At 71.0% G+C, this 4,696-nt stretch carries 3 protein-coding genes and 1 pseudogene; 2 read left to right on the top strand and 2 right to left on the bottom strand.

All coding sequences use genetic code 11. The features are described from left to right. Positions 1 to 263 precede the first annotated feature (263 nt). Together ABT300_RS41570 and ABT300_RS41565 are read right to left on the bottom strand one after the other, a co-directional pair. Positions 264 to 1,952, bottom strand: coding sequence for a carbohydrate binding domain-containing protein (locus ABT300_RS41570; protein ID WP_351687674.1), 1,689 nt, complete (start codon positions 1,950 to 1,952; stop codon positions 264 to 266). Between the two features lie 146 nt (positions 1,953 to 2,098). Beyond that, a complete protein-coding gene (locus ABT300_RS41565) occupies positions 2,099 to 3,250 on the bottom strand; it encodes an ATP-grasp domain-containing protein (protein ID WP_351687671.1) in 1,152 nt (383 codons plus the stop codon). 350 nt (positions 3,251 to 3,600) lie between these two features. On the opposite strand from ABT300_RS41565, the gene ABT300_RS41560 reads away from it, so the two are divergent. Both ABT300_RS41560 and ABT300_RS41555 read left to right on the top strand, forming a co-directional pair. Then, positions 3,601 to 4,461, top strand: a complete 861-nt coding sequence (locus tag ABT300_RS41560; RefSeq protein ID WP_351687668.1) for a metallophosphoesterase family protein — start codon at positions 3,601 to 3,603, stop codon at positions 4,459 to 4,461. Further along, positions 4,458 to 4,696: pseudogene (locus tag ABT300_RS41555) on the top strand (4'-phosphopantetheinyl transferase); the annotation flags it as partial. The gene ABT300_RS41560 and the pseudogene ABT300_RS41555, both read left to right, overlap by 4 nt.

Below are 4,696 nucleotides of genomic sequence, written 5' to 3'. Positions count from 1 at the left end.
GCCGCTCCCCGTGACAGCGGCCGACCGGCCCGATCCCCCCGTGCCCCGAGGATCCCCCGTCGATCCCCGGCGCTTCCCCCGTCGATCCCTGTGCTTCCCCCCCGAGGGCCGACGCTCGCCCGGCGGCCCTTCACCCTTGAGAGCCCGCAGGCGCGCCCCTGATACACCCTCCGTGGAAAAAAGTCCCCCGGACCGGGATCCGGGGGACTTTCACGGCCGTGGGGGAGGCTTCGGCCGGGCTTCCTCGGCTCGCGCCGGGAGGCTCAGCCGGTGAAGCCGGCCGTGATGGAGGTGAACTGCCAGGTGCTCTGGCCGATGCCGGAGCAGTTGCTCACCACGCCCCCGCCCGGGCACGGGCGGTCGCGGTTGACGGCCCAGTAGGCGAGCCGCGCGATGTGGTGGGAGTTGGCCCAGTCGCGGATCTGCGTCCAGATCGCCGGTGTGGTGTTCTCCTGCTGGTCGGAGAGGCCGTTCATGCCCGAGATGCCGATGTGGGCGTAGGCGGTGGCGTCGTCCCAGCCGAAGGTGGACTTCAGCTTGTTCTTCAACCCCTCCGTGGCGTTCACGGTGTTGCCGTACATGTCCGAGCCGCCGCCGAAGTCGAACGGCATGACGGTGAAGACGTCGATGTCCGCGCCGAGCGACTTGGCCTGCTCGATGAGCCGGTTGCCGTAGTACGTCGGTCCGGTGGTGCTCGTCCCGAAGGTGACGACGGTCTTCAGGCCGGGATTGTCGGCCTTCACGGTCTTCAGCGCGGTGAGGATCCGTGCCTGCACGGCCTCGTTCTCGAACTCGTCGGTGTTCTCGATGTCCATGTCGATCGCTTTGAGCGAGTAGGCGTCGATCACCTTCTGCAGGGCGCCCGCGAGCGCGCTCGCCGAGGAGCAGTTGGTGCCGAGCTTGCTGCCCTGCCAGCCGCCGAACGAGGGCACGATGTCACCGCCCGCCGAGCGGATCTGGTTGATGACGCTCTGGTCGACCCCGCCGGCCAGCGCCCGGTTGCCGTCCCACAGGGGGTTGCAGCCGCCGCCGTCCAACACGAACGCCATGGTGAACCACTTGACGCCGGTCGCGTTCATCACCGTGGTCACGTTCGGCGGGTCTCCCCAGCCTTCGAACAGGTAGGGCGCGGCCTGCTTGAACCCGGTGCCGCCGCCCCCGCCCGCGGTGGTGGTGACGGTCACGGAGTCGGAGGCCGCGGAGGTGTTCCCGGCGGCGTCGCGCGCCTTCACGGTGAAGGTGTACGCCGTGCTCGCGGACAGCCCGCTGACCGTGGCGGCCGTGCCGGAGACGGTGAGCGCCTTCGCCGATCCGCTGTAGACGTCGTAGGACGTGACGCCGACGTCGTCGGTGGCGGCCTTCCAGGACAGCGACACGCTGGAGGACGTCCTGCCGGTCGAGGTGAGCCCGCCGGGCGCGGTCGGGGCCTGCGTGTCCGTGCCGCCCCCGCCGCCGGGCCCGTCGAGGCTGACGTCGTCGGCCTGGTAGGCGCCCTGGGCGTACCAGCCGTGGACGTAGATCGTGGCGCTGGTCTGCGAGGCCCCGGTGGTGAAGGACACCGACAGCCGGCTGTACGCCGAGGGCGACGACGTCCAGGTGGACGCGCCGCCGTCGACGCCGAGGTAGACGTAGGAGCCGCGCACCCAGCCGGTCAGCGCGTAGGCGGTGTTCGGCCGGACGGCGACGGTCTGGCTGCACTTGGCGTTGTCGCTCGAACTCACCGCCCCCGTGAGCGCCTTGGACCCGCTGTGGGCGGGGGAGGAGACGACGGAGCCGAGGTTGCCCGTACAGGTCCAGGGCGCGAGAGCGCCCGACTCGAATCCGGGGTTGGCGAGGACGTTGGCCGCCTGAGCGGTGCCCGGCAGGGCGACGGCCCCGGCGAGGGCGAGCCCGGCGGTGCCGAGCAGGGCGAGGAAGCGACGCCATGGGCGTGTGAGGGGTGTGCTGCGCACGCGATCTCCCTGAAGGAATGGGGGTGTTCGGGAGTGCAGGGGAGTGCAGGGGGTGCGCAACAAAGTTGGTATGGACCAATCCGCCTGTCAAGACAACGAGCGGGATTGGTCCATACCGGTGAGAGGAATATCCGTTTCGGGGGTTTCTAGAGCGGCAGCGCCTGCGCGGTCGGCGTCACCTCGACGGAGTCGGCCGGGGCGGGCACGGCCGACAGCAGCGGCTCGGTCGGCGCCACGTCGTCCAGGCGCTGGTGCGGCAGCGTCACCGCGCGCAGCGGCCGGGGGCCCGACACCACGGTGTAGTCCTGTCCGAGGAACGGCGGCACGATCACGCCCGGATCCTCGCCGAGCGCCAACTGCACAGCGGCCCAGGGGGCGTTGATCCCGCACTGGGACAGCTGGTGCAGTCCGCCGGCCGGGCGGGTGTTGACGTCCATCAGGACCGGCCGGTCGCCGAACATCCGGAACTGGACGTTGGACAGGTAGTGCAGCCCGAAGCCCTCGGCGACGAGCCGCGCCGGCTCCAGCCACTGCTCGTGCAGCGTGAAGCCCCGGCGGCGGCCGTTCTTCGTCCGGCCGACGGCCATCCGCAGGACGTTGTCCGGGCCGGTCAGGCAGTCCACGGACACCTCGGGCTGCTCCAGGCGCGGCATGACCAGCCAGTCCACCTGCTCCCCGCCCTGCTCCTCGGCCTGCCTCAGCACCTCGACCACCGCGTCGAGCTGGACGTACGGGCTCGGGAAGCCCGTGAGGTGCGACAGCGAGAAGGGCTTCCGGGTGATCATCCGGAAGCCGACGCCGCCCGCGCCGGACGCCGGCTTGAAGCACGGCTTGTGACCCGCGTCCTCCAACTCCTCGACAGCGGCGACGAGTTCGTCCGCCGAGCGGATGCGGTACCACGGCGGCACGGGCACGCCGATCGCCTGGACGGCCTCGTACGCGATCACCTTGTCGTGGAAGACGGCGACGGCCTCCGGCGGCGGCGCGAGCAGCGCGGTGCCGACCGCCTCGAAGTCGGCGCGGTGGGCCACGATCGCCGACTGGTGCAGCCGGGGCACGAACACGTCGATGCCGCGGCGCCTGCACTGGGCCAGCGCGTACTCGACGTACCCGGCCGGGGAGAGACCCTCCGGCTCGAGCTCGGCGGTGTCGGCCGCGGCCAGCACCGGGGAGTCGGCGTCACCGTGCGTGGCGTGGATCTCGACGGCGCGGTCGCTGGGATTTCGCCGCAGCTGATCCGTGAAGAACACGTTCTCCGCGTACGTGCGGTTGAGCCAGACGCGTACGCGAGAGACCATGCGAGGCCGCCTTTCACGGTTCGCGGGCAGGGCGAAGCAGGCCCGGCCCGGGCAGGGGGAATGGTGGGTCACCAAACCGCCCTGCGGAAGGGACGTCCATGGCGGTGGTGTTGGGGCGATCATACGGCGTCTGGGGGGTGCCGCGTGCAACGCGGGTGTTACGGAATTGCCGATCTTGTTCACGTGCGCCGCCCGGTCCGGTAATGGGGTGCTCCGGCGCAGGTGGAGCCAGGTGTCGGCGTCGCGGACGACGTGATCCGACCTTGTCCCGCGGCCGTGAATGTGTTCTCTTGGGCACACTGGTGTGTGCATGTGAATACGGAGCGTGGGCTCCTGAGCGGGGGTGTGAAGTGACGTCGACGGCCGGTGCCGCCGGGCGACTCCTGGCCATCAGCGATCTGCACATCGGATATGCGGAGAACCGGGCCCTCGTCGAGGCCATGGTCCCCGAGACGGACGAGGACTGGCTGCTCGTCGCCGGCGACGTCTCGGAGAACACCGACGACATCCGCTGGGCGCTGAAGACGCTCGCGAGCCGCTTCCGCAAGGTCCTGTGGGCTCCCGGCAACCACGAACTGTGGACGTTCCCCACGGACCCGGTCACCCTGCGAGGCGTCGCCCGCTACGACCATCTGGTGGACCTCTGCCGCGACCTGGGAGTGACGACCCCCGAGGACCCCTACCCGGTGTGGGAGGGCCAGGGCGGCCCGGTCGTCGTCGCCCCGCTGTTCCTGCTGTACGACTACTCGCTCCTGCCGGCCGGCTGCGCGACCAAGGAGGAGGGGCTGGCCTATGCGGAGGGCACGGGCATCGTCTGCAACGACGAGTACCTGCTGCACCCCGATCCGTATCCGAGCCGTGAGGCCTGGTGCCGGGCCCGGGTCGCCGAGACCGCCCGGCGGCTCGCCGAGATCCCCGCCGACCTGCCGACGGTCCTCGTCAACCACTACCCGCTGCACCGTCACCCGATGGACGTCCTGTGGCACCCCGAGTTCGCCATGTGGTGCGGCACCGCCCTCACCGCGGACTGGCACCGGCGGTTCCGCGTCGAGGCCATGGTCTACGGCCATCTGCACATCCCGCGCACCACCCGGCAGGACGGCGTCCGCTTCGAGGAGGTCTCGGTCGGCTACCCCCGCGAATGGCGCAAGCGGCCGCAGCCGCCGGGCCGTCTGCGCCGCATTCTGCCCCGGGAGGCCGAAGCCTCGTGATCGATGAACTGTTGCCCGCCTTCGTGGTGGTGGTGGAGGCGTTCGGCGAGGAGGGCGTCCGCGAGTTCGGGAGCACTCCGCTGTACCCCGAGGAGCAGGCGCTGTTGACGCGGGCGGTCGACAAGCGGCGCCGTGAGTTCACCGTCGTCCGCGGATGCGCCCGGCGCGCCATGGAGAAGCTGGGGGTGCCCGCGCAGCCCGTGCTGCGCGGCGAGCGCGGCGCGCCGTGCTGGCC

Source organism: Streptomyces sp. NPDC001027, from assembly GCF_040299045.1.
Classification (GTDB): Bacteria; Actinomycetota; Actinomycetes; order Streptomycetales; family Streptomycetaceae; genus Streptomyces.
Note: the sequence above shows the minus strand (reverse complement) of the source record. Positions and strands in the feature narration are given on the sequence as shown.

Coding starts and splice junctions, on each gene's coding strand:
- ABT300_RS41565 (WP_351687671.1), bottom strand. CDS start 3,250: ATGGTCTCTCGCGTACGCGTCTGGCTCAACCGCACGTACGCGGAGAAC.